The sequence below is a fragment of the Rhizobium sp. AN6A genome (assembly GCF_900215635.1).
Lineage (GTDB): Bacteria > Pseudomonadota > Alphaproteobacteria > Rhizobiales > Rhizobiaceae > Agrobacterium > Agrobacterium tumefaciens.
This window is the reverse complement of the sequence record NZ_OCNC01000004.1, coordinates 2,693,738-2,715,742: the sequence shown is the minus strand read 5'-3', so window position 1 is coordinate 2,715,742 and position 22,005 is coordinate 2,693,738. Positions and strand designations below refer to the sequence as shown.

General features: G+C 60.8%; 20 protein-coding genes. 14 read left to right on the top strand and 6 right to left on the bottom strand.

Annotation, left to right across the window (positions count from 1 at the left end; all coding sequences use genetic code 11):
- Positions 1 to 64 precede the first annotated feature (64 nt).
- The 11 genes from CRO62_RS25955 to CRO62_RS25905 all read left to right on the top strand — a co-directional run bounded on the left by CRO62_RS25955 (position 65) and on the right by CRO62_RS25905 (position 12,821).
- Positions 65 to 3,073, top strand: coding sequence for an SPOR domain-containing protein (locus CRO62_RS25955; protein WP_097102788.1), 3,009 nt, complete (start codon positions 65 to 67; stop codon positions 3,071 to 3,073).
- A gap of 236 nt (positions 3,074 to 3,309) precedes the next feature.
- Positions 3,310 to 4,326, top strand: coding sequence for a beta-N-acetylhexosaminidase (nagZ, locus tag CRO62_RS25950; protein WP_097102786.1), 1,017 nt, complete (start codon positions 3,310 to 3,312; stop codon positions 4,324 to 4,326).
- A gap of 58 nt (positions 4,327 to 4,384) precedes the next feature.
- Entirely contained in the window at positions 4,385 to 5,233 is an 849-nt protein-coding gene (locus tag CRO62_RS25945) for a segregation and condensation protein A (protein WP_097102784.1), read from the top strand.
- Complete coding sequence (gene scpB / locus CRO62_RS25940; protein ID WP_097102782.1) at positions 5,223 to 5,969, top strand: SMC-Scp complex subunit ScpB; 747 nt, start codon at positions 5,223 to 5,225, stop codon at positions 5,967 to 5,969. Before CRO62_RS25945 ends, scpB begins: the two co-directional genes overlap by 11 nt.
- Before the next feature lie 130 nt (positions 5,970 to 6,099).
- Complete coding sequence (locus tag CRO62_RS25935) at positions 6,100 to 6,306, top strand: twin-arginine translocase TatA/TatE family subunit (RefSeq protein WP_003515599.1); 207 nt, start codon at positions 6,100 to 6,102, stop codon at positions 6,304 to 6,306.
- Positions 6,307 to 6,360: 54 nt separating this feature from the next.
- Positions 6,361 to 7,089, top strand: a complete 729-nt coding sequence (tatB, locus tag CRO62_RS25930) for a Sec-independent protein translocase protein TatB (protein WP_097102780.1) — start codon at positions 6,361 to 6,363, stop codon at positions 7,087 to 7,089.
- The gene (gene tatC / locus CRO62_RS25925) at positions 7,086 to 7,889 is read left to right on the top strand and encodes a twin-arginine translocase subunit TatC (protein WP_097102778.1); all 804 of its coding nucleotides are present in this window, start codon (positions 7,086 to 7,088) and stop codon (positions 7,887 to 7,889) included. Before tatB ends, tatC begins: the two co-directional genes overlap by 4 nt.
- Before the next feature lie 104 nt (positions 7,890 to 7,993).
- Positions 7,994 to 9,277: a serine--tRNA ligase gene (gene serS / locus CRO62_RS25920; protein ID WP_065687302.1), complete on the top strand. Its 1,284-nt coding sequence runs from the start codon at positions 7,994 to 7,996 to the stop codon at positions 9,275 to 9,277.
- Positions 9,278 to 9,489: 212 nt separating this feature from the next.
- Positions 9,490 to 10,260 (top strand): 5'/3'-nucleotidase SurE, encoded by a 771-nt coding sequence (gene surE, locus CRO62_RS25915; RefSeq protein ID WP_003515592.1) that lies wholly within the window; start codon positions 9,490 to 9,492, stop codon positions 10,258 to 10,260.
- A gap of 8 nt (positions 10,261 to 10,268) precedes the next feature.
- A complete protein-coding gene (locus tag CRO62_RS25910) occupies positions 10,269 to 10,910 on the top strand; it encodes a protein-L-isoaspartate(D-aspartate) O-methyltransferase (RefSeq protein WP_029658770.1) in 642 nt (213 codons plus the stop codon).
- 345 nt (positions 10,911 to 11,255) lie between these two features.
- Positions 11,256 to 12,821, top strand: a complete 1,566-nt coding sequence (locus CRO62_RS25905) for a peptidoglycan DD-metalloendopeptidase family protein (RefSeq protein WP_179784632.1) — start codon at positions 11,256 to 11,258, stop codon at positions 12,819 to 12,821.
- A gap of 237 nt (positions 12,822 to 13,058) precedes the next feature.
- Here CRO62_RS25905 and mobB read toward each other — a convergent pair whose 3' ends face one another.
- From mobB to moaA, 5 genes are all read right to left on the bottom strand, one after another.
- Positions 13,059 to 13,574: a molybdopterin-guanine dinucleotide biosynthesis protein B gene (gene mobB, locus CRO62_RS25900; protein ID WP_097102773.1), complete on the bottom strand. Its 516-nt coding sequence runs from the start codon at positions 13,572 to 13,574 to the stop codon at positions 13,059 to 13,061.
- Entirely contained in the window at positions 13,571 to 14,197 is a 627-nt protein-coding gene (gene mobA, locus CRO62_RS25895; protein ID WP_097102771.1) for a molybdenum cofactor guanylyltransferase MobA, read from the bottom strand. Before mobA ends, mobB begins: the two co-directional genes overlap by 4 nt.
- Positions 14,194 to 15,393, bottom strand: coding sequence for a multidrug effflux MFS transporter (locus tag CRO62_RS25890; protein WP_097102770.1), 1,200 nt, complete (start codon positions 15,391 to 15,393; stop codon positions 14,194 to 14,196). The genes mobA and CRO62_RS25890 overlap by 4 nt, the downstream gene beginning before the upstream one ends.
- Position 15,394: 1 nt before the next feature.
- Entirely contained in the window at positions 15,395 to 16,363 is a 969-nt protein-coding gene (locus tag CRO62_RS25885) for a DMT family transporter (protein WP_097102768.1), read from the bottom strand.
- Between the two features lie 153 nt (positions 16,364 to 16,516).
- Positions 16,517 to 17,614 (bottom strand): GTP 3',8-cyclase MoaA, encoded by a 1,098-nt coding sequence (gene moaA, locus CRO62_RS25880; RefSeq protein WP_162701175.1) that lies wholly within the window; start codon positions 17,612 to 17,614, stop codon positions 16,517 to 16,519.
- Between the two features lie 85 nt (positions 17,615 to 17,699).
- On the opposite strand from moaA, the gene CRO62_RS25875 reads away from it, so the two are divergent.
- The 3 genes from CRO62_RS25875 to CRO62_RS25865 all read left to right on the top strand — a co-directional run bounded on the left by CRO62_RS25875 (position 17,700) and on the right by CRO62_RS25865 (position 20,764).
- Complete coding sequence (locus tag CRO62_RS25875) at positions 17,700 to 18,068, top strand: gamma-butyrobetaine hydroxylase-like domain-containing protein (protein ID WP_003515573.1); 369 nt, start codon at positions 17,700 to 17,702, stop codon at positions 18,066 to 18,068.
- A gap of 222 nt (positions 18,069 to 18,290) precedes the next feature.
- Positions 18,291 to 20,102, top strand: coding sequence for a monovalent cation:proton antiporter-2 (CPA2) family protein (locus CRO62_RS25870; protein WP_019566167.1), 1,812 nt, complete (start codon positions 18,291 to 18,293; stop codon positions 20,100 to 20,102).
- A 53-nt stretch (positions 20,103 to 20,155) separates the two neighbouring features.
- On the top strand, positions 20,156 to 20,764 hold the full coding sequence (locus CRO62_RS25865) for a pyridoxamine 5'-phosphate oxidase family protein (RefSeq protein ID WP_097102766.1): 609 nt from the start codon (positions 20,156 to 20,158) through the stop codon (positions 20,762 to 20,764).
- Positions 20,765 to 20,860: 96 nt separating this feature from the next.
- Here the strand turns inward: CRO62_RS25865 and CRO62_RS25860 are convergent, their stop codons facing one another.
- Positions 20,861 to 21,931 (bottom strand): GGDEF domain-containing protein, encoded by a 1,071-nt coding sequence (locus CRO62_RS25860; RefSeq protein WP_097102764.1) that lies wholly within the window; start codon positions 21,929 to 21,931, stop codon positions 20,861 to 20,863.
- Positions 21,932 to 22,005 lie beyond the last annotated feature (74 nt).

Genomic DNA, 22,005 nt, shown 5'->3' with positions numbered 1-22,005 from the left:
TATCACCATTATTTGCTCACAATACGCTGGCAAGAGCTGCAATGCGTAGATGGTGGAACACGTAATGGTCGAAAAAAATGTCGCGTATAACCGGGACGCCCGGTCTGAAGGGTTCGCTGACAACGATCCTCTGGCAGAACTGGCGCGTATCGTCGGTTTCGATGAGCGTCCTTCGCATGCGGGTTCCGAAGCTGCGCCACGCGCCGGCTCTGCGGCAACCCGCCGCGAACCCGAATTCAATCTCGAAGACGAGTTGCTTCGAGAGTTCGAGGTTTACGATGCGCCGCATGCCGATCCGGTCGTTCTTGACCCGGCAAACGATGTGCGTGCGGGCATCCACCCCAGCGACTTCATGCAGCGCGTCGAATCGGTTTTCGCCCGCCGCGAGCCTGAGCTTGCACCGGCGGACGAATCCGTGTTCGAGGCAAGTCCCGCGCCCGAGGTGAGCCAGGAGCCGCTTCCCGAGGCCGATCAGGCCTACATTCACAATTACGTCGAGACGTCGACGCAGGACATCCGCGGAGATTTCCGTGACGATGCCGGTGCGGTTGCCGAGGTTTTCGATGTGCATTCGCGCCAGTCGCGCCCTGCCGAGCCGGTGGTTTACCAGCAGGCAGCATGGGAAGAGCCGCAGGCTGTCGAGCCGGCTCAAAGCACATGGCACGCTATGCCTGAGCTTCCGGCCGATGTTTCGAGCAATATTGCGCATTCCGATCAGAGCCATGCGCCTGAGCCGCAGGCTTTCGATCTTGCAGATGAGGTAGAGATCGCCGTCGCCGAAGCGCCGGCACCGATTTCGGTGCGTCCGCCTTCGCATGGTGGCCGTTCTTCGCTGGAATTTTCCAGCCTGCGTCTGCCGCTTGCCAATTTCGGCGCGCGCCGCGATGTTGCGGCAGGTGATCCGAAGCGAATCGAGCCGAGATCCGAAGCGCTGCCCGCAGCCCGGATCGAGCCACAGGCCGAACCGGTTCCGGCGCCTGAGCCCGTCTTCGTTCAGGCGGAAGAAACTGCACCGACCTTTGCGCCTTCGGTTGCAGAGAAGCCGGTTGAAACAAATCTTTCGCCTATGGACGAGCTGATCTACGGCGTTGCGAAATATTCCATTCCCGGACGCGGCGAAGAGCCTGTCGTTCAGGATGCCCCAATCGCACAGGCCGCGCCTATCGTTCCGGCTGCAAGAGTGGAGCCGCCTTTGGTTGCCACGGCGCCGGTTGCCGCAGCCCCTGTAAAGGCAGCCCCGGTCGTAGCAGCGCCGCCCGTTCAGGAGCCCGACTTTGGGGATTTCGCAGGTTTCAACGACGATGATTTCGAGCTTGCGCTTGATGATCTCGATCTTGACCTCGACCTTTCCGAAATCGCTGCAGCGGAAGTCGCACCTGCGCCTGTGCCGCAGCCCGTTCGCGAGCAGCCGGTCGCTTCGGTAGCGGTTGCTGCCGCCGCGCCGCAGCCGGTGCGGGAACAGCCAGCACCTCAGCCGCGCCCGGCCCCGGTTGCTGCAATTCCGGTAGCCGCCGCTCCGGTTCAGCCGCGTCCGGTCGCAGCCGCACCGCAACCGGTTGCACCACAAACGCTGGAAAGCCTGCCTTTCGATCCCTCGCAGATCGGTGAGACGGAAGAACATCCGGAAAATATTACCGAGATGGACGTGCCGGAATTGCCGGTTGGCGTTTTCGAACCCAAGCCCGTCGCCCGTCGTCACGAAGAAGACCTCGATATCGACACCGAGCTCGCAACGCTGTTTGCCCCGGCGGTTGCCGGTGGTCTCGACCGTCACAAACATGCGGAAAACCGGGCTGCTGCCCCGCAGGCGCGTCCTCAGGCACAGGGTCCGGAGGAGGTCGACGAATTTGAGCGTGCGCTGGAAGAAGATTTCCGCCGCTCCATGCAGGAGGCTGCCGCCTCGCGTGGCAATGCGCCGCGCGATGCCGAGAATACTTATGTCGACCATCAGGCGGCCTATCGCGAAGAAGAAGAACGCGGCGGTCGCCGCTGGATCATGCCGGTTGCCGCAGCAATCGGTCTGGTGCTTGTCGGTGGTGGTGTTTACGCGCTGATGTCAGGCGGTTCGTCCGGTGCGGGCTCCAATGGCGCGCCGGTCATCATTTCCGCCGATAACGACCCGATGAAGGTGGTGCCGGAAAATCCGGGTGGCCGCGTCGTGCCCAATCAGGACAAGGCGGTTTACGACCGCGTGGCCGGTGGTAGCGCTGCCGATCCGAAGCAGCCGGCGCTGATCTCCAGCAACGAAAAGCCTGTCGATGTGGTCCAGCGTACGCTGATACCCGAACAGCTGCCGCTGGAAGGTGAAAACGACGCGGACATGGAAGCCACCGGCACGCCGGTTGGCGAGACCGAAGATCCGCGCCTGCTTTCGCCGGAAGAAAAGGCCAGCCAGAACGAAGGTGCCGGTGCGACGGGCGTTTCGCCGCGCAAGGTTCGCACCATGATCGTCAAGCCTGATGGTACGCTGGTTGCACAGGAAGTCGATGCGCCTGCTGCCCAGCCACCGAAGGCAGACAAGGTCGCGGAGCTTGCTGCACCGCAGGCAGCCAAGCCGGGTGAGGGCGCTCCCGCCGTCATCGCCGCTTCGCGTGTTCCGGTTGCACCTGAACACCCGCAGGCCAATACGCCAGCCGCTTCCTCCACACCGGCCTCGCAGTCGGCTGCGCCCGTTCCTTCGGCGCGTCCGTCCGCACAGCCTTCCAATGTGGTGGCAACGGTGACCAATCAGGGCAACGTCCGTCCTGCTGCAACTGCTCCGGCCCAGCCGCAGGCTGCACAGCAGCAGACAGCCGCCGCCATGCCCGCAGCAACGAGCGCGCCGTCTTCGGGTGGTTATTACATCCAGATCGCGTCCCTGCCGAGCCAGGCAGAGGCCCAGAAGTCCTACCAGAACATGTCGGCCAAGTTCGGTTCGGTTATTTCTGGTCGAGGCGTCGACATCAAGGCCGCTGAGATCGCCGGCAAGGGCACGTTCTACCGCGTCCGCATCCCGGCGGGTGACAAGAACGAGGCCGTGGCGCTGTGCGAAAAGTTCCGCGCAGCTGGCGGCAGCTGCCTGGTGGCGCGCTGATAGCGGCTGATCCGGTTTCGTGAAGATTGGGACTGCCGTCTAAGGCAGCCCTCGCAGTGGGGAAAGGCTTTCCTCACATTCGACGTCATCCTCGGCCCCGTGCCGAGGATCTGCCAACGTTTCAACCGGTCGGTAGATGCTCGGAACAGGCCCGAGCATGACGGCGGAGGGGTTGTCGACTTATCCCCGACGCCTTGCGGTATAAGGCCATTTCCCCATTCTGTGAGCGTGACATCATGACCGATTGCAAAGCTATGATCCTCGGATGCGGCGGGCTTACGCTTTCCGCTGACGAGATTGCCCTTTACCGCGATGAGCGGCCCTGGGGTTTCATCCTGTTCGGGCGTAATATCGGTGATGCGCAACAGATTGCCGATCTCGTCGCCTCAATGCGCGATGCCGTCGCGCGGCCGGATGCCCCGGTTCTGATCGATCAGGAAGGCGGGCGCGTTCAGCGCATCAAGCCGCCGCTTTTGCAAGCCTATCCGAATGCCCGCATTCTCGGCGAAATATACGAGCGTGACCGCGAGGAAGGCCTGCGCGCGGCGTGGTTGATGTCGCGTCTGCACGCCTTCGATCTCATGAAATTCGGCATCAATATCGATTGCCTGCCGGTGCTCGACGTGCCGGTGGAAGGCGCCAGCAACGTCATTGGCAACCGGGCCTACGGCTATAGCGCGACCATGGTGGCGGAGATGGGGCAGGCGGCGGCTGACGGCCTCAAGGCGGGCGGCATGTTGCCTGTCATGAAACACATGCCGGGCCACGGTCGCGGCATGGTGGATTCGCACCATGAATTGCCTGTTGTCGATGTGCCGCTGGACGAGCTGGACGCCCATGATTTTGTGCCGTTCCGCGCGCTGAACCGTGAATTGATGGCGATGAGCGCGCATCTGGTGTTCAACGCCGTCGATCGTGAGCGTCCGGCAACGACCTCGCCAAAGGTGATCGAGGAGATCATTCGTGGGCGAATCGGCTTTGACGGTCTGTTGATGTCCGACGACAGTTCCATGAATGCGCTGAAGGGCACGCTTGGCCAGCGTGCCGCGAATATTGTTGCGGGTGGCTGCGATATAGTCTTGCATTGCAACGGCGTGATGGGTGAAATGCTTGAGGTCGTGAAGGAGGTTCCCGTTCTTTCCGGCCGTTCGCTGGAGCGGGTGCGGGCCGTGGAAGCGGGTTTTCCCGCCACTGATGCCTCCGACGAAGCCGAACTGAGAGCCGAATTTAACGCCATGTGGGCCGTTTCCTGACAATCGGGCGGCGGCCCGGTACTCGGGACGACAGGCCGGACGCCCGGCGGATGGAACAATGGCAGCAGACAAGTCTCGCACTTCAACGCCTATGGACAAGCTCTGGCAGGATGTGACGCCGGAGCGGCTGACGGGCGAGGCCGGGCTGGTGATCGATGTCGCGGGTTTCGAAGGCCCGCTCGATCTGTTGCTACACCTTGCCCGCACGCAGAAGGTCGATCTGTCGCGCATTTCGGTGCTGGCGCTTGCCGAGCAATATCTGCAATTCGTGGAAACAGCCCGCCGCGTGCGCATCGAGCTTGCGGCCGACTATCTGGTGATGGCGGCCTGGCTTGCCTTCCTTAAGTCCAAGCTTCTCATTCCGCAGCAGGCGAAGGATGACGGCCCCTCCGGCGAAGAAATGGCCGCGACGCTGGCCTTCCGGCTGAAACGTCTGGAGGCGATGCGGGAGGCGGCTGAACGCCTCGTCAACCGCGCCCAGCTTGGCCGCGATATCTTCGCCCGTGGCGCGCCGGAGCATATTCCGCATATCAACCGCTCGGCTTACGAGGCGAACCTCTATGATCTCCTAAGCGCCTATGCCAATCTGCGGCAAAGGCAGGCCATCACCCAGGTCACAATTGAAAAGCGGCAGGTCTGGTCGCTGGTGGAAGCCCGGGAACTTCTGAACAGTCTGCTCGGGGATGTCGGCGAGTGGACGGTGCTCGACCAATATCTGCTGCAATATGTGCCTGACCCTGCGATGCGCGTGACGGCAATCGCCAGCGCCTTTGCCGCCTCGCTGGAGCTGGTGCGCGAGGGATCGCTGCAAATCCGGCAGGAGGGCGCGTTCCAGCCCATCTATATGCGCAGGAGTAAGCGAGATGACCGCGCGCCGAATGCCGAAAGGACTGATAATGACGCATGACGACGAGACCGGCGAAGCCGCCATCGTGGCAGATGGGGTGGCGGATGTGGTTGGGGCCGAACCCGAGGTATTTTCCGAGCGTCAGCTGAAGGAAGCAGAGCGCATTGCCGAAGCGCTGGTCTTTGCCTCGGCCGAGCCGGTTTCAGTTGCCTTCATTGCCGAGCGCCTGCCGCGCGGCGTGGATGTCGTTGCCATACTCCACGGGCTGAAGGCCGCTTATGGCGAGCGGGGTGTCAATCTGGTGCAGGTGGGCGGGCAATGGGCGTTCCGCACGGCCGGCGATCTCTCCTTCGTTGTCCATTCTGAGGAAAAGGAACCTAAGAAGCTTTCGCGTGCGGCGCTGGAGGTTCTGGCGATTGTGGCGTATCATCAACCGGTGACACGCGCCGAAATCGAGGAAATCCGTGGCGTGCAAACCTCGCGCGGTACGCTCGATGTGCTGATGGAAGCGGGTTGGGTGCGTTTCAGGGGCCGCAGGCGTACGCCGGGCAGGCCGGTGACGATCGGCACCACGGTGGAGTTTCTCGACCATTTCGGCCTTGAGGAGTTGCGGGACTTGCCGGGCCTTGAGGAACTGAAGGGTGCGGGCCTGCTGTCGGGCCGTATTCCTTCCAATTTCGGCGTGCCTTTGCCGATGATGAGCGACGAATTGCGCGAAGACGAAGACCCGATCACGCAGCTCGATCTGGAAGAGTTGGGCCTGCTTGCACCTGGTGGCGGCGATGGCGACGATTGATATCGTCTTCATGCGAATGACAAGGCACGAAAACTTTATGCCCACTGCCTGTTGAAGCAACGATTTGTTGTTTGAAAAAGCCTTTCAAACGTCTTACATCGTCTGAAAGCGAAATTCAGGAGTTTCAGTTATGGGTTCTTTTAGTGTGTGGCATTGGCTGATCGTGCTGGTGATCGTTCTCGTTCTCTTCGGACGCGGAAAGATCCCGGAACTGATGGGCGATGTCGCCAAGGGCATCAAGAGCTTCAAGAAGGGCATGGCTGACGAAGATCAGACTCCGCCGCCAGCCGATGTCAACGCGAAGACTGTTGACCACAAGGCTGACGAGATCAAGTAAGCGGCTTGAACCTGCTTGTTTTGAGACTGGCGCTAGGGTCTCGGGAGCGTTTTGATGTTTGATATCGGTTGGAGCGAGCTTCTGGTGATCGCGGTCGTGTTGATCGTGGTCGTCGGTCCTAAGGACTTGCCGCCCATGATCCGCGCCTTCGGTAAGACGATGGCCGGCCTTCGCAAGATGGCGGGGGATTTCCGCACGCAGTTCGACGAGGCCTTGAAAGAGGCGGACATGGACGATGTGCGGCAGACGATCTCCGATGTGCGCAATCTCAACCCGACCAACTCGCTGCGCGATGCGATGAACCCGCTTCGCCAGCTCGGCAACGAGATCAAGTCCGATCTCCAGAAGGCGACAGCCGCTCCCGATGCGATGTCGTCGACAGCAGCACCTACAACAAGTGAGCCGGTGGCACCGCTTGTCAGCGTGCCGGAGCCCGAGATGAAGCTTCCGGATGTGGCGCCTGCGGTGGTTCCCACGCCTTCTGCATCTGCGCCGGTTACTGCGGTTGCTGCTGCGGAAGAAAAGCCGAAGCGGGCGCGTGCGAAATCGGTTGCGACCGTTGAAGCCGAAGCGGTTGCCGCCAAGCCGAAACGCACCACCCGCAGCAAGCCTGCCGCAGCGCCTGTTGAAGAAGCTGCTGTCTTGAAGCCGACCGTGAAGGCTGTGGCCAAAAAGGTTGCCGTCAGGAAAGCGGCAGCGGAGAAGGCGGTTGCCGTTGCGGATGCCAAGCCGGCCAAACCGGCAAGAACAAAGGCTGCGAAGCCGAAAAAGGATGAAGCATGAGCGGGGACATCGAGGATAAGCCGCAGCCGCTTATCGAGCACCTCATGGAGTTGCGCACGCGGCTGATCTGGGCGCTCGGTGCGTTCTTCATCGCCTTTATCGGCTGTTTTGCCGTTGCCAAGCACCTCTTCAACCTGCTCGTCATTCCCTATAAGTGGGCGGTCATCTGGGCGGGGCTGGATGTGGCGAAATCATCGCTGATCTACACGGCGCCGCAGGAATTCTTCTTCACGCAGATCAAGGTTGCCATGTTCGGTGCCATGGTGATCTCCTTTCCGGTGATTGCCTCGCAGCTCTATAAATTCGTGGCGCCGGGCCTTTACAAGAACGAGCGCGCCGCCTTCCTGCCGTTCCTGATCGCGTCGCCGATCCTTTTCCTCATCGGCGCGGCGCTCGTCTATTTCTTCTTCACACCCATGGTCATGTGGTTCTTCCTCGCCATGCAGCAATTGCCGGTAGATGGCGAGGTGGCGATTTCCCTGATGCCGAAGGTGTCGGAATATCTCAGCCTCATCATGACGCTGGTTTTGTCCTTCGGCCTGGTATTCCAGCTGCCTGTCGTCACCACGCTTCTGGCGCGGGTCGGGATTCTGACCAGCGACTGGCTGCGGGAAAAGCGTAAGTTCGCCATTGTCATGGCCTTCGTGGTTGCGGCCGTGCTGACGCCGCCAGACCCCATGTCCCAGATCGGTCTTGCGCTGCCCGCGATCATTCTCTACGAGATTTCCATCTACATGGCTCGACTCGTGGAGAGGAAACGTGCTGCGGAATCCAAAAGCACGGAGCTGGAAGAGACCTGACGCTTCGCCACGGTCTTCCCGCTCATCAAATTTCCTCGCGCCGGGCCTTTCGCCCGGCGTTTTGCTGATAAAACGCGAGCGACCAACAATGGTCTGGAACGACGATGCACGACATTAAATGGATACGCGAAAACCCCGAAGCCTTTGATGCAGCACTTGCACGGCGCGGCGCAGAGCCTGCCGCAAGCAGCCTGATCGCTCTCGACGAAAAGCGCCGGTCCGTCATCCAGTCCCTGCAGGACATGCAGTCGCGTCGCAATGCCGCTTCCAAGGACATCGGCGCCGCCATGGCGCAGAAGAACATGGAGCTGGCGGAAAAGCTGAAAGCGGAAGTTGCCGACATCAAGGAAAACATGCCGCGCGCCGAGGAGGAGGACCGCCAGGTCACCGCCGAGCTTAACGACGCGCTGTCGCGCCTGCCCAATATGCCTTTCGACGATGTTCCTGACGGTAAGGACGAACACGACAATGTGGTGACCCGCGTGGTCGGCCAGAAGCCCGGCTGGAACCATGAAGCAAAGGAGCACTTCGAGATTGGCGAAGCGCTCGGCTACATGGATTTCGAGCGGGCGGCCAAGCTTTCCGGCTCGCGCTTCACCGTGCTGACCAGCCAGCTGGCGCGTCTGGAACGGGCGCTCGGCCAGTTCATGATCGACCTGCACACCTCGGAACATGGCTATACGGAAGTCTCTTCGCCGCTGATGGTGCGCGATGAGGCGATGTTCGGCACCGGGCAATTGCCGAAGTTTTCCGAGGATCTGTTCAAGACCACTGATGGCCGCTGGTTGATCCCGACGGCGGAAGTGACGCTGACCAACCTTGTCTCCGGCGAGATTCTCGAGCAGGAAAAGCTGCCGCTGCGCTTCACGGCACTTACGCCGTCCTTCCGTTCGGAAGCGGGCTCTGCCGGCCGCGACACACGTGGCATGCTGCGCCAGCACCAGTTCTGGAAATGCGAACTCGTCTCCATCACCGACGCGGAAAGTGCTGTTGCCGAGCATGAGCGCATGACGGCCTGCGCTGAAGAAGTGCTGAAGCGTCTTGGCCTGCATTTCCGCACCATGACGCTGTGCACCGGCGATATGGGCTTCAGTGCGCGCAAGACCTACGATCTGGAAGTGTGGTTGCCGGGTCAGAACACCTACCGCGAAATTTCGTCCTGCTCCGTCTGCGGCGATTTCCAGGCGCGGCGCATGAATGCGCGTTATCGCGGCAAGGACGACAAGGCGACGAAGTTCGTGCACACGCTGAACGGCTCCGGCACCGCAGTCGGCCGCTGCCTGATCGCCGTTCTCGAAAATTACCTGAACGACGACGGCTCTGTCACAATTCCGGACGTGCTGCTGCCCTATATGGGCGGTCTGACACGGATCGAGAAGGCGGCCTGAGGGAGCGCAGCGTCGTGCTATTGGAAAGAGAATCTTCCAATTACGCCGACGTCATCCTCGGGCCTGTCCCGAGGATCTGCAACCTGTCGATTGATTTAGACGTGATTAGATCCTCGGGACAGGCCCGAGGATGACGTTGAGAGAACTGCACACCTCACTGCCGGTGGAGAGGATGCTCCGTCCCTGAAGATATGAAAAGCGGAGAGAGAAACATGCGGATTTTGCTGACCAATGACGACGGTATCCACGCCGAAGGGCTGGCGGTGCTGGAACGTATCGCCCGCACGCTGTCCGATGACGTCTGGATCGTGGCGCCCGAGACCGACCAGAGCGGGCTTGCTCACTCCCTTACTCTCTCCGAGCCGCTGAGGCTGCGCAAGGTTTCCGACAAGCATTTCGCGCTGCGCGGTACGCCGACCGATTGCGTCATCATGGGCATCCGTGAAGTTCTGCCGGAAAAGCCCGATCTCGTACTCTCAGGTGTCAATGCCGGCGCCAATATGGCTGACGATGTCACCTATTCCGGCACGATTGCCGGCGCCATTGAAGGCACGCTGCAAGGGGTGCGGTCCTTCGCACTCAGCCAGGCTTTCAGCCATTCCGAAGGCCGTGTCGTGCCGTGGGAGGTGACTGAGACCCATGCGCCGGATCTGCTGCGCAAGCTGATGAATGTGGAATTGCCTGATGGCACCTTCCTCAATCTCAATTTCCCCAATTGCGCACCTGATGATGTGCAGGGTGTATCCGTCACTGGGCAGGGCAAGCTCGATTTCGGCCTGACGGTGGAGGAACGCCAGGATGGCCGCGGTCTTCCCTATTACTGGCTGCGTTTTGGCGAACGCCTCGGCACCTTCCGCGAGGGCACGGATATCCACGCTTTGAAGCACGGCAAGATTTCGGTCACGCCGCTAAAGCTTGACCTTACGGATTACACAGTCAAGGATCGGGTTGCGCAAGCACTTGGATTCGGAGTCGCCGATTGAAATCCGCAATGGTTGAAAAGGAAGGTTTTGCCGCTCTCGTTCTCCGCCTGCGGGGCGAGGGGATTTCCGACCTCGACCTTTTGACGGCGGTCGAACAGACGCCGCGCTCCAGATTCGTGCCGCCGCAATTCGCCGCTGATGCCTATTCCAGCCGCACAATCCCGATCGACTGCGGCGCCTTCATGGAAGGCGCTGACATGGCGGTGAAAATCCTGGCCCGCCTGCAATTGAAGCCGGGCCAGCGCGTGCTGGAAATCGGCACCGGCAGCGGTTTCATGACGGCGATCATCGCGCGCCGGGTGGAGCGCGTCTTTTCGCTGGAGCGCTACAAGACGCTGGTGCAGCAGGCGCAGAACTGTCTGGACGATCTTTCCATCCGCAATGTCGTCATCCGCCAGGCGGATGGCAGCAACGGTCTGGTGGGCGAGGGCACCTTCGACCGCATCGTCGCCACCGCCGCCTTTACCACCATGCCCCGCTTTTTCGCCGAGCAGATCGTCTCCGGCGGTATGATGATCGCGCCGATCATTCTGGAAGACGGGCGTTGCGTGATGACGCGCTTCTCCAAGACCGGCAGCCGCTTCGAGAAGGAAGAGCTGTTCGAGACGCCCTATCTGCCGCTTGGCAGCCATATTGCGCGGCATTTGTGACAAAATGAAAATATCGAAGGCGATTAATTTTCGTCTTAGAATATTCTAAATCATCACAACCAACTGATTTTCCATAATAATATTGTTCCGACATGACACATGCCGTTTTCGTCATGGTTATCGAAGTGTCAAAAAAGCGCCGAGCGGCTTAACGTTTTAACGGCGTGGTAACACTAACGCGCTTTAATCATAAACATCGACGCATGGTTTTCCCGGGATCGGGAAATGGGCCTTGCAAGAAGTGAAATTTGTGCCGGATCGACCTCGATGCGGCGGGTTGGCGTCAGTGTAGATCGAGTTATGCGTATGAGACATTCGTCTAAAATCGGAAAATCAGTCGCAAAAATGTTCGCAGCGGCATTGCTGGCAAGCGTCGCAACGGGCTGTAGCTCGGATGCAACGCGGTTCAGCGGCCTCTTTTCCAGTGGACCGGATCGGATGACGACAGCGTCAATTCCAGCCCGCCAGGGCAGCGGTGCTTATGCGCAGGCCCCGGTCCCGCAAGGCGACATGAACGGTGGTTATGCCTCTGCGGCACCCCAGGGCGGCTACGCCAATCAGAACATGGCGGCCAACTCCTATCCGTCTTCCGGCGGTTACGGCGGTGGCGTTCAGCCTTCGACGGCCCGTTCGGCTTCGGCCTCTCCGGTGCAGCGCTCCGAGCTGTCAGCCCCGACGGCGGTGGCAAGCCGCGACCCCTCGACCCGCAACGAGGCGATGGCCCAGCCTTTCCCGTCCGCACAACGACCAGCCGCTCCGTCTCTCGCAGCACCTGCACAGCAGGCCGCCGCTCCAGTCGCCGACAATCTCACCACCGCAACCGTCCGTTCCGACAAGAACGGCTGGCATACGGATGGCGCCTCTTCGGTAACGCTGCGTCCGGGTGAAAGCATCGCGACGATCTCCAACCGCTACGGCGTTCCCGAAAAGGAACTGCTGCGGGTTAACGGTCTGAAGACCGCGGCTTCCGCGCAGGCTGGCCAGTCGATCCTTATTCCGAAATTCGGTCAGGTCCGCAATGCCGCCAAGGCTGCGGCCGGTGACATTGCGCTCAACCGCAACGGCGACGAGCCGAACCCGCTGCGTGGTCCAGACCAGAAGGTAGCCGTGCTGCCCTCGCAGAGTGTTGCCCGCGACAAGGTTTCGGCTGAAAACGGCAAGCTCACACCTCCCGGTGGCAAGCCCATGCCGCCAGCCGGTGGTTACAAGGTTCAGCCGGGCGACAGCCTGGCAAAGATCGCCCGCGAAAACGGCGTTTCGGTTGCAGCCCTCAAGGCCGCGAACGGCATTTCCACCGAAAGCATCCGTGTCGGCCAGACACTTGCCATGCCGGGTGCTTCGACCGACGCCATCAAGACAGCCTCCGTACCCGCAAAGGAAGCGGCCAAGGCAGTGGAAACCGCATCCGCCAAGCCGGAACCCTACAAGGCTCCTGCCGCAGCTGCGAGCGTACCATCCGCTCCTGCCGCAACGGCAAGCGTCGGCGATATCGAGAAGAAGTCCGATATGGCCTCGCTCGCTCCGGAATCCACGGGCATCGGCAAATATCGCTGGCCGGTTCGTGGCGCCGTCATCAACAATTTCGGCGACAACGTCGAAGGCAGCCGCAACGATGGCATCAACATCTCCGTTCCGGAAGGCACGCCAATCAAGGCCGCCGAAAACGGTGTGGTCATCTATGCGGGCAATGGCCTGAAGCAGCTCGGCAACACGGTTCTCGTCCGCCATGACGACGGCAAGGTCACCGTTTACGGCAACGCCGCCAATCTCGACGTGCAGCGCGGCCAGAAGGTTCAACGCGGCCAGACCATCGCCACGTCAGGCATGACCGGCAGCGCCAAACGTCCTCAGGTTCACTTCGAAGTTCGCAAGGATGCGACGCCGGTGAACCCCTCCGGTTTCCTTGAATAGGTATTGCGTCTCAAGGATTGATCAAGCCGGGTTAAGAGCCCGGCTTTTTCATTTTGGATTTGCCTCTACTCCCGTCAGCCGGACTTGATCCGGCATCCAGTCGACGCGCGTCTGCGTGGCGGCGAGAGCCTTTTCAGCACAGGCACTCGGGCTGGCGGGATACGAACTCAAGGCCGGTATGACGGACGTGGGGATGCAGCCCAAGCGCCAAAGCCGCCCCGATCCGCTATGCCTTTGCTACGAGCGTACCAACCCAACCGACTTCTCGATGAAGTCCGCAATCGTCGCAGTATCATCGAGGTCGAAGACGGGAAGGCTGGTGTCGGTCACCGCGTGGTCGGCGGCAATTGCGATGATGTGCGGATCGCTTCCGGCAAGCGGTTCGGTCTTGGCAGCTTCCAGCCGGCGCGCCTCGATCTTCGGCACCGGCTCGTACTTGTAACCCTCGATCAGTACGAGATCGCAAGGGGCGAGGCGGGCAAGGATTTCCTCGAAGGACGGTTCGGCTTCGCCGCGCAATTCATGCATGATGGCAAAGCGGGTGCCGGAGACGATGGTGACCTCGTGCGCGCCCGCCTGACGGTGACGCCAGCTATCGGCGCCGACCTTGTCGATATCAAAATCATGATGGGCGTGCTTGATGGTGGAGACTCGATAGCCGCGCGCGGTGAGTTCGGTGACGATGCGCACCGCAAGGCCGGTCTTGCCCGAGTTTTTCCAGCCGGCAATACCGAAGACCTTTTGGCTCATCATGGTTCCATGCTCTCCAGATAGCTTCGAGCGAGCGCCAGTTCATCCGGCGTGTTGATGTTGAAGAACGGATCGAGGCTGCCCTTGGCCGTTTCCAGCGGCGGGAAGGCGATACCGATCGTGACGTGTCGTGCAAGATAGGCGCGGATGCGCCGGTTTGCATCGTTCTTCAACCATTCCTCCAGATCGTCGGCGAGCGCCACGGGCCATAGCGCGAAAACCGGGTGTAACTGGCCGCTGGAGGCGGCGATGACGATTGCGTCTTCGGCTATGTGTTCGTACAGGCGGTCGACGAGATCTTCGGGAAAGAACGGGCTGTCGGCGGGCACTGTCAGGAAGTGGCTTTTCCGGGCGTGATGGTTCTGGAAATGCCGCATGCCGGCGAGAACGCCGGCTAGCGGCCCGGCATGGCCGTTCACGGTGTCAGGCAGCAACGGCAGGCCGAAGCTTTCGGCCCAGCCATTCGCGGCATTGATGGTGACATCCGACACCTGTGGAGCGATGCGGCGCACGACATGGGAAAGCAGCGGTTCGTCGTCCAGCATCACGGTCGCCTTGTTGGTACCCATCCGCCGCGACAGGCCGCCGGCAAGTACGAGACCGGGTATTTCAAATCGCGCCGTCATTGCCGCTTTTCCTGCAGCCTTACGATATAGGTGGTGAGGAGGGCGACAAGGCCGGTCGCCAGCATCACGAGAAGAAGCGGCCATGTTCCATCCTCTTTGGACAGAACCGAGGAGGCAAGCACGGAAAGTGCCGCACCGCCGCCGATGGTCATTGCGCCGCCGAGACCGGAGGCGGAGCCTGCCAGATGCGGCTGGACGCTGACCATGCCTGCATTGGCACTTGGCAGGGTCACCCCGTTTCCGACACCAATGAGCGCAAGCGGCACGAAAAACGCATAGGGGCTTTCCGCCCCGGTGGAGATCAGCTCTATGGCTGCGACAATGCCGGCGATGGCGACGACATTGCCCGACAGCATCATGCGGGTGATGCCGATCTGGCTCGCATAACGGCCGGAGACGAAGTTGCCGAGCATGTAGCCGCTGGCCATGAAGAAGAATTGCAGGCCGAGCATGGCCGGGGCAAGGCCATAAAGCACGCTGCCGACGAAGGGTGCGCCGCCTAGAAACGAAAAGAACATGCCCGACGAGAAGGTCGAGGTCAGCGCATATCCCCAGAAGAGCGGCGAGCGCAGAAGTTCCGGCCAGGCGTGGAACTGCTGCGAGAAGCTTGCCGATCTGTTGTGATTGGTCTCGCCGAGATCAAACCAGGCGAGCACCAGAATGCCGACCCCGAGCAGGGCAAGAAGCGCAAAGCTGGACTGCCAGCCGGAGATATCGTTGAGCAGACCGCCGACCGTTGGGCCGACCATCGGCACCACTGACATGCCCATGGTTACATAGCCGATCATCGAAGCGGCCTGTTCCATAGGGACCATGTCGCGCACGATGGCGCGCGCCAGCACGAAGCCGGAAACGACGGCCGCCTGCGCCACACGCCCGATCATGAAGACGGTGATATCGGGCGCCAGCATGCAGACGAGCGTGGCGAGGATCATTATCGCGATGCTGGCAAGCATGACGGGCCGGCGTCCGAAGAGATCGGATAGCGGGCCGATGAGCAGTTGCAGGCAGGCGGTGGCGGCAAGATAGCCGGACACGGCAAATTGCATCACGGCGTAATCGGTCTCGAAATGGAGCGCCATCGCTGCAAGCGAGGGCAGGAACAGGTTCATGCAGAGCGCCGCGACGCCGGCGATGACGACGAGCGTGATGATGTGGGGCGGGGTGGTGCGATCCAGAAAGCGGGCGTTTTTCATGTCATTCTCCCGCTTTTTCCGTAAAGGCAGCTTTCGTTACGGAAGCTGGCCGCACGGTGGTCGCGGCAGTGGGCGTGGCGGCAGAGCGCTTGGCCATCTGCGAGCGCTTGCGCAGGCTTTCACGGTAGAAGGTGTAGAGGCCCGAGCCGATGACGATCACGGCGCCGACGATCGTGAAACTGTCGATCCTCTCGTTGAAGAAGAACACGCCGATCATGAAGCCCCAGAGCAGGCTGGTGTAACGGAACGGCGCGACGAAGGAGATTTCGCCGGTTCGCATCGCCAGAATGATCGCCTGGTAACCGACCAGCACCAGAACGGCAGAACCGGCCAGATGCGACAGGATCATGAAGTTCATGGGCTGCCAGCCGCCGAAGGGCTGGATCAGCAGGCCACCCACCGCCATGTTGACGGAGGCGGTAACGAAGGTGACGGCGAGCGAAGGGACATCCGCATACATCTTGCGGGTCAGAAGATCGCGCGCGGCGGTGACCGCCAGCGACGCGACGACCAGCAGCGCGCCTGAGGTGAAGCCTTCCGGGCCAGGCCGGATGATGACGAGCACGCCAATGAAGCCGACGATGATCGCCGCCCAGCGCCGCCAGCCGACGGGCTCGCGCAGGAACAGTGCGGCACCCAGCGTGACGATCAGCGGCAGGGACTGCAATATGGCCGATGCGTTGGAAAATTCTATGAGTCCGAGCGCCGTCAGATAGAGAACGGCGGCTGTCACTTCGCAGAGACAGCGCAGGATGATGATGGGGCGCATCAGGGTTTTCAGCGGCCGGAGCGCGCCGAAGTGCCGGGCGGCAATATAGATCAGCACGACCGTTATGATGCCGCGCACGAACATGATCTGGCCGGTATTGATGTAGGGGGTGACGGATTTCGTCAGGGCGTCGTTGGCCGTAAAGCTTGCCATGGCGAGCGCCATCAGAAGGGCGCCGCGCGTATTGTCCGTCAATGCCATTTCATACTGTCCCAGACCATGCGCAGCCTAACCCCAAATTCCTCTCAGGGGTCGCCCGCCGGGCGGGACCGCGCATTCCTCCATGCCAAGAGACCTGACACGGCCAAGCCGGCATTTCAACCGCTTAAATGGGTGGGTGGACGAGAAACAGGTTCAGCCGCCGGTAACACTCATATGGCGGGCGACAGCGGGGCGCTTGTGGGTGCGGTCGATGATGAAATCATGCCCTTTCGGCTTCCGCAGAATGGCCTCGTCTATGGCGCCCGAGAGATAGGCGTCGCTGTCGGAAGCGCGCAGCGCCGTGCGAAGGTCGGCGGCATCGTCCTGCCCGAGACACATATAGAGCGTGCCGGTGCAGGTGAGGCGGACGCGGTTGCAGCTTTCGCAGAAATTATGGGTCATGGGTGTGATGAAACCGAGCCTGCCGCCGGTTTCCTTCACCGTCACGTAGCGGGCAGGGCCGCCGGTCTGGTAGTCGTTGTCAACAAGTGTGAAGCTTTGTTCCAGATCGGCGCGCAGCCTGGAAAGCGGCAGGTAGCGATCGGTTCGATCTTCCTCGATCTCGCCCATCGGCATGGTCTCGATGACAGTCAGGTCCATACCGCGACCGTGGGCGAAACGCATCAGCTCGGGAATTTCAGTCTCGTTGAAGTCCTTCAGCGCAACGGCATTGAGCTTGACCTTGATGCCGGCGGCCTGTGCGGCATCCAGCCCTTCCATCACACGGTCGATATCGCCCCAGCGGGTGATTTCGCGGAATTTCTGCGGGTCCAGCGTATCGAGCGAGACGTTGATGCGCCGCACGCCGCAATCGGCGAGTTCAGCGGCGAATTTGGCAAGCTGCGAACCGTTGGTGGTCAGCGTCAGCTCATCCAGCGCGCCGGTGCCAATATGGCGGCCGAGGTTCCTCACCAGCATCATGATGTTCTTGCGCACCAGCGGCTCGCCGCCGGTCAGCCTCAGCTTGCGCACGCCCCGTTGAATGAAGACGGAACAGAGCCGGTCGAGTTCCTCCAGCGTCAGAAGGTCCTTCTTCGGCAGGAAGGTCATGTGTTCGGACATGCAGTAGGTACAGCGGAAATCGCAGCGGTCTGTCACGGAAACGCGCAGGTAGGTGATGGACCGGCCGAAAGGGTCCACCATCGGTGCTTTGTTTTCCGTCAGGGACTGCGCTCTTTCGAGCGATCCGGGGAAACTGTTCACGTCTCCGTCCTCACTGCGCGATGCGCCGGGCACAAGATTGCCGGGCATGTGCTTTACAGGTGATGTAGTTACTTGCCTATCGCGAGGCAAGTCCGTAATTCTGACGCATAAGACGAGCTTGCGGAAGTGAAAAATGAGTGATGCCTGGCCGACTGAACTGCTTGTGTCGAAAGACCGGCGGCAACTGACCGTTTCCTTCGATGACGGAAGCGTCTACCGGCTTGGTGCCGAGATGCTGCGCGTGCTTTCACCCTCCGCGGAAGTGCAGGGCCACGGGCCGGGCCAGAAGGTCACTGTTCCCGGCAAGCGCAACGTGACGATCCGCTCCATGATGGCGACGGGCAATTATGCCGTGCGTATCGTCTTCGACGACGGCCATGACAGCGGCATCTTTACCTGGAGATATCTGAAGGAACTGGGAGAGACCGGCGACGCATCGTTTGCCGATTATGAGCGACAGCTCGCCGAAAAGGGCTTGAGCAGGGAACCGCTATCCCGGTAGGCGGGCGCAAGGCCTGCGGACACTCCCCACCCTCGTTCCTGTGACAAGCACAGGAATGATGGGAGAAGGGCAGCGGCATCTGAAGCCCGCATGCCTTATGGACAAATAACCCGTTGAATCTGCGCATCCTCCTTCTGTAAAATCATTTTCGATTTTCATACTGATGCGCTAGGAAGTGAGGGAGGGAACACCCTCGTTCTATCAATTTAAACGGGGTGATGTGTGGCGGTCGAAGCGAACGGAAATGATCTGGCCCAGGTGGTCGTGCTTTTGGCGGCGGGCGTGGTGGCCGCGCCGATTTTCAAGCGCATCGGCCTCGGTTCGGTGCTGGGTTATCTGGCCGCCGGCCTGGTGATCGGGCCATATGGCTTCGGTTTCTTCTCCGATTCGCAGGCGATCCTTCATATCGCCGAACTCGGCGTGGTGATGTTCCTGTTCATCATCGGCCTTGAAATGCAACCGTCACGGCTGTGGTCCATGCGGCAGGATATTTTCGGGCTCGGCGCGCTGCAGGTGCTGGTCTGTATGGCGGGTCTGACGATGGTTGGCGTCAGTCTCGGCTTTCCGCTCATCATGTCATTCGTCGCCGGTACAGGCTTCGTGCTGACTTCCACGGCAATCGTCATGCAGATGCTGCAGGAACGCAACAGCATGTCCAGCCTCAAGGGCCAGCGCATCATCGCCATCCTGCTGTTTGAGGATCTGGCCATCGTGCCGCTTCTGGCGCTCGTTGCCTTCCTCGGTGCTGGTGGTGAGCACGTCACACCCTCGGAGCGCTGGATTTCCGTCGGCATCGCGCTTGCCGCCGTCGGCGCGCTCATTCTGGCCGGGCGTTATCTTCTCAACCCGTTCTTCCGCCTGCTGGCGGCGTCCGGCGCGCGCGAGGTGATGACGGCCGCCGCTCTGCTCGTGGTGCTCGGTTCGGCGCTGTTGATGCAGGTCAGCGGTCTTTCCATGGCGATGGGCGCGTTTCTGGCTGGTGTGCTGCTGTCCGAATCGTCGTTCCGCCATCAGCTGGAAGCGGATATCGAGCCGTTTCGCGGCATTCTGCTCGGCCTGTTCTTTCTTGGCGTCGGCATGGCGATCGATCTTGCCGTCATTGCATCGAACTGGCAGCTCGTGGTTGTCAGCGTCGCGGGTTACATGCTGCTCAAGGCATTCCTGATCTACGGCGTGGCGCGGGCGCTCGGCACCACCAGGCGCGAAAGCCTGGAGCGGGCCGTGTTGATGGCGCAGGGTGGCGAATTCGCCTTCGTGCTCTATTCCGCCGCTGTCAGCGCCGGCATCCTCGACCGCGAAGCCAACGCCATCCTGACGGCGACCATCATCATATCGATGGTGCTGACGCCGCTGATGGTCATTCTGCACGACCGGCTGGTGCCGGCGGCCGTTCCCAAAACCGATGATCTCGACGTGCCGGAAAATGTCGAGGGCAGCATTCTGCTGATCGGTTTCGGGCGTTTCGGCCAGATTGTCAGCCAGCCGCTTCTCGCGCGTGGCTACACGCTGTCGCTGATCGACAAGGATGCCGACTTCGTGCGCGATGCTGCGGAATTCGGTTTCAAGGTCTATTATGGCGACGGCTCACGCGCGGAAATCCTGCATGCCGCCGGGGCAAGCACCGCGCGTGCCGTGTTGATCTGCGTCGACGACAAGGAAGCCGCTGTGCGGATCGCGGAGATCGTCAAGCATGAGTTTCCGCTGGTTCCCGTTCTTGCCCGTGCCTATGACCGTGGCCACGCAATCGATCTTGTGAAGGCCGGCGTGGATTACCAGATCCGCGAGACGCTGGAATCGGCGATGAATTTCAGCGAGGAAGTGCTTGGCGCCATGGGCGAGGAGCGGGAAGATGCTGCCCGCTTGGTGGAGGAATTCCGCGACCGCGACGAGGAACGTTTCGCGATGGAAGTCGTCGGCGGCATTTATGCGGGCCGGTCGCTGATCCGCGGCAATTCCCAGCCGGCGGACCTCGTTGCTGCACGCACGGCGCGCGAGCGGGCGGAGCGGGAAAAAGCGGAAGCGGCAGAGGAATAACACACCCTGATTTATGGGTGGTGGCAGATTGATTGCAGGAGTTGGAGCCGACAATGACGGTCATTCGCACGGTTGAGGAATTGAAGGCCATTTACGATGGCACAAGCGAGGCATCTATCGCGAAGGTGACAGCCACGCTGACCGCCGAATACCGGCAGATGATCGAGGCTTCGCCATTTCTGGCGCTGGCGACTGTAGGGCCGGAAGGCATGGACTGTTCGCCGCGCGGCGACAAGGGCGGTGTGGTTAGGGTGGCCGACGACAGGACGGTGCTTTTGCCCGACTGGCGCGGCAACAACCGCGTCGATTCGCTTTTGAACATCGTGCGCGATCCACGCGTGGCGCTGATGTTCCTGATCCCGGGATCGAATACGACGATGCGCATCAACGGCCGCGCTGTCGTTTCGGTCGCACCCGATCTGCTGCAAAGCTTCGAAATGGACGGTAAACACCCGCGCACCGTCATTGTGGTCGAAATCGACGAGGTCTATTTCCAGTGCGCGAGGGCCTTGATGCGCTCGGAACTGTGGAACCCCGACAACTTCGTGGAACCCACATCGCTGCCCACACCCGGCAGCCTGCTCAAAGCCGCCAAGGCGGAGTTCGATCAGGAGACTTATGACCGCGAATGGGCGGTGCGGGCGGCGAAGACGATGTGGTGACGTGTCTTTTGCCGCAGCAGCAGGTGCTCACGTAACAGGGCGTGAGGGCGGAGAAAGCACTGCATTCAATATGCTCCCTGACCGGCGCCATCCTTCTTACGTCCGATAAATCAGCCAGTTCTTGCCAATATAGTTCTTCTGCATACCGTCCTCGTAAATGACAGAACGGTTCCTGCCGGTTTCCTTGGCGTGGTAAAGTGCCATATCGGCATGTCCGTAAAGTTCGCCGGGATTGTTTGCCTGCGAGGCGGAGGCGAAGCCGATCGAGATCGTCACTGTACCGTAGTCGGCGCCCGATCTTGAATTGCGGAACGGTGTGCTTTCCAGTGACAGGCGGATGCGCTCACAGATCACCATAACTTCTTCCGGCGTGTTGCCATCAAGAATGATCGCGAATTCCTCGCCGCCGCTTCTGGCGACGAAGCCGTCCTTGCGGACATTGGCGCGGATGACGGAGGCGACGGTGGCCAGTATCTTGTCGCCGACCGGGTGGCCGAACGTATCGTTGATCCGCTTGAAATGGTCGATGTCGAGCAGGATGAGCGTCGTATATTGCAGGCCGATGGAGCTGTTGTAGACGGAGGCCAGCCTGTCATCGAAAGCGCGACGGTTGGAAAGGCGCGTCAGCGAATCGGTATTGGCGATGCGCTTGTATTCATCCAGCTCCAGACGCACCTGGTGCATTTCCTCGGCATGGCGGTTGACGTCGTTGAACGCCTTTTCGCCATCGATGATTTTCGAGCCGGTGGCCTCGGCCAGCAGCGCGACCGCATTTTTCAGGATATTGGTGCTCGATACGGTCTTGTCGTCAATGCGCTGGCGGGTTTCGCCGAGAATTCTGTTGTAGTTCTCTATGGAGGACTGCTCGCGCCTCAGCGTTCCGAGAAGTGCCTCCAGTTCACGCCGCAGCTTCTCATGCGCGTCGTCGATCGAAGCCGTGGGATTGCCTTCCCCGTACCGTGTGGACAGTTCGTCCAGATCCTCCTGCGTCACCCGGTTTCCCAGTGCCGCCAGATCCCTCGTCAGCGCCGGGTTCGAGCCGATATAGGCTTCGTAAAAAAGGCTATAGTTGCGCGGGATCGGCGAAACACCCATGCTCCGCATGGCGTAGGCAATCTGCCCGGCGATGTCGGGCCCCGTGGATTTGGGCGTGGATGCCGTGTTCATCAAGAAACTCCAGTGAGTCTGCTTATCGACTATGATTATTATTATGTAGGTCGTTTTGGAAAGCTTAATTTATG